The organism is Arcobacter caeni (assembly GCF_003063245.1).
Lineage (GTDB): Bacteria > Campylobacterota > Campylobacteria > Campylobacterales > Arcobacteraceae > Aliarcobacter > Aliarcobacter caeni.
In genome coordinates this window covers 1-3206 of sequence record NZ_MUXE01000032.1, presented here as the reverse complement: position 1 = coordinate 3206, position 3206 = coordinate 1, and the positions used below count along the sequence as shown (strand labels likewise).

Sequence of the window (3206 nt, the reverse complement as noted above, 5' to 3'; positions counted from 1 at the left end):
TTGCTTTTTATCTGTATTCTTCTTTTTGTTTTTTATTTCCATTTTACTCTTCTTTATTTCTTATTCTTTTATGCTCTCTAATATCATCCTTCAATCACTTTATCACTTATTATGCTCCTCTTCGCTATAATACATCCTCAAGCTTGCATAGCTCCAATGGTAGAGCAATTCCATGGTAAGGAAGAGGTTATCGGTTCAACTCCGATTGTGAGCACCAGTTTACGGGGGTTTCTGACTTTTGTAATAAAAATGATACACAAAATGATACACAAAACTAGTTCCATTTTAGGTTCTTTTAGTGTATATAATAAAGACTTCAGCTAACAATTATAAGATTAGGATAAGGATTCCTGATAGACTAAAAAACGTGTTCAATAAGTGTGAAATAAACAAAAGTTTAAAGACAAAATCTTATAAAGACGCAATAATTAAATCTAAACCAATTATAAAACTATATAGAAAGATTGAATTATTATCAGATACTGGTATTTGCGATTTATCAGAACTAAGTGAATTAGTAAAAAAGTTCAATGATAGATTTAACCTTAGTAATCCTTCAACTACAGTAATGAATAATAAAAAGATTAAAACACATAAAGAGTGCCTTGAAGAGTTTAAACAATATTACTTAGATGAATCTGTAGTCACATCTAAAAGAGTATCTGTCGTTAATTTTTCGCTCTTATGTGGCAAAGTAACCCAAGTCAAAACTTGAATACTTTTCACAAAAAAAGAGGCTATTTTTTCTTAATAACCTCTGCTAAAACCTTATTGACTCCATTTCTTTTATCATTAACTCTTTGTAGTTGAATAATCCCACCATTGGTAGGACAATCCATATCATCAAAGAGCTTTTCAATAGCACACTCCATAATCTCTTGTGTAATATCTTTTTCCCAATTAAAGAAACCCTCGCTATAGGCTTGTAATGATATTATCCTTGTTTCATGATTGTAATTTATTTTTAATTCTGATGGTTCTTTGCTCATAATAATTTACCTTGTTTTGGTACTTTATTCAGAATTTTCTTTTTTAAAAATTTATCCTTATACCAATTTTCAATAAGCTCTATTTCTTCACTCGTTAAATTATACATTTGATATACTTTTTCATCTATTTGTTGTTTTAGTCCTGAGTAATTGTGGTCGCTATTTTGAGATAAAATTAAATCAACCAAACTTATGATTTTATTTTGTTCTTTTTTATCTATTTTTACTATTGGTAATCTTTCAACAAAAGTTTTTTTCCATTGCATTGTACCTGTTCCAGAACTATTAGCCATTGAGTGAAAATACCACTCTATTAATTTACTATTTAAGATAGATAAAATATATTTTAAATTCGTGCCAGTCATTATAAAAGTACCTGCTAATGTATAATAACCATTAGTATCTAAGGTAAAATTTGATTTATCAGTTAGCTCTTGCCAAATTATTTTTTCTTGTTTAAAATATGAAATAAATTTGCAATCCCTTAAATTATAAATGGTACTTCCTTTATCGCTCCTTGTTTGTAGTTTTTGTTCAAACTGATTTAGATGATTTTTTATTTTTTGGTATTCTTCAATATCAATGCTTGGATTGTTATGTATATTCAGCAAATATTCATTATTAAAATTAATTTTGTATTTTTTTACATCTGCACCTTTTAATATTGGCACTATAACCTCTTTGTTTTTCCCATCTTGTGATATTAAAGTATCTTTTTCTTGTTGATTAATTATAAAAGCCTCATTTAATCCTGTCAATATACCTCTTTTGATTTTAACATTCCAATCTTTGAGAGGTGTACCCAAACCATTAATTTTATTAATTAAAGTTTGATTTTCACTATTTGAAAAGCTATAATGGGAATAGTTTAATTCATCTTGTTTCATAGTATATTTTTGATTTAGTTGATGGTCTAAAACTGAAAAATCATTATCTTTTTGAGTTTTTTTTTGGGTTATAAAAATTAGGATATCCGTAGTAGCTTCTTTAAATTGCTTTTGTTTTTCAAAATCAACTATTGAAATAATTTTTGTTTTGTCTTTTAGAAATTTTCTTAAGCTGTATCCATAATCTGCTCTACAAAATTTATTAGAACTAAGTAATGCAATAATTCCATCATTTTTTAAAAGATTAAAAGATAACTCATAAAAATATGTGTATAAATCTGATGTGCTTTTATAAACCTCATAATTTTCTTCTAGTAAAGGCTTTAGTTCTTTTATTAATTCTTGTCTGATATAAGGTGGATTACCTATTATTAAATCAAATCCAATAAATTTGCCATTATTATCTAAAATTTCAGGAAATTCATATCTCCATTCAAATTTATTTTTATTTTCATAATCATCATCAAATTTGTATTTTACATCATCTATCCTATCTTGTATTTCTATTCTGTTATTTTTTGGATTTTTATACTCTTTTACTAAATCTTTATAGTTAGTAAAAATATCTACCTTAAATAATGAATTAAAATCTTCATTTAATAGATATTTTGAAAGTAACGAGTTTCCTTGTCTAATATTAATATCAATATTAGGCAACAATACCAACTCTTTTTTTGTTATAAAATAAGTATGTTTTAAAAGCTCTATCCATAATCGGAGTCTTGATATATAAACCGATTTAGGGTTAATATCAACCCCAAATAATGAATTTTCAATAATAAGTTGTTTGGACTCATAAAGTTCTTTATATATTTTATGAACTGTTTTATCAATCATACTATTATTGTAATCATCTATATTATTAATTACTAACATATCATCAACTATGGATAACTGATTTTCATCTATATTATCAAACAAGCCCAATTTCGCTTTATATAATAACATTGTATTTAGAATTGAAACAAGGTAGTGACCGCTTCCAATTGCAGGGTCACATATTGTAATAGAATTAAATATCTCTTTTGCGTTTATGAGTTGCTTTTTTGAAATATTATCCCCTATATCATTAATTGAATCTCCAATGAAGCCATGACTATTAAACTTCTCAATTATTAATGTTTCTAAAGTGCTTTTAGACATAAATTCTGTAATGTAACTAGGAGTAAAAAATGCTCTGGAGAGGTAACTAAAAAACATACACTTTTTTGCTAATCCCTAAGCCACCATTTCAGATTGTAACACTTTTTCTTTTTCTTGTTTTTCTTCAAATTTAACAGGTGATAAATTTCCTAAATAACTATGACTTCTAACTCTATTATAATAAAAT

Annotated in this window: 3 protein-coding genes and 1 tRNA gene; 2 read left to right on the top strand and 2 right to left on the bottom strand. The window is 26.1% G+C overall.

What is annotated here, in order from left to right; all coding sequences use genetic code 11:
* The first annotated feature begins 141 nt into the window (after positions 1–141).
* A tRNA-Thr gene (locus B0174_RS11940) sits at positions 142–217 on the top strand.
* An 81-nt stretch (positions 218–298) separates the two neighbouring features.
* Positions 299–715, top strand: coding sequence for a DUF6538 domain-containing protein (locus B0174_RS12460; RefSeq protein ID WP_108561316.1), 417 nt, complete (start codon positions 299–301; stop codon positions 713–715).
* A 22-nt stretch (positions 716–737) separates the two neighbouring features.
* Here the strand turns inward: B0174_RS12460 and B0174_RS11930 are convergent, their stop codons facing one another.
* The gene (locus B0174_RS11930; protein ID WP_108561313.1) at positions 738–989 is read right to left on the bottom strand and encodes a hypothetical protein; all 252 of its coding nucleotides are present in this window, start codon (positions 987–989) and stop codon (positions 738–740) included.
* Positions 986–3076, bottom strand: coding sequence for an Eco57I restriction-modification methylase domain-containing protein (locus B0174_RS11925; protein WP_108561310.1), 2091 nt, complete (start codon positions 3074–3076; stop codon positions 986–988). The genes B0174_RS11930 and B0174_RS11925 overlap by 4 nt, the downstream gene beginning before the upstream one ends.
* Between the last annotated feature and the right edge of the window lie 130 nt (positions 3077–3206).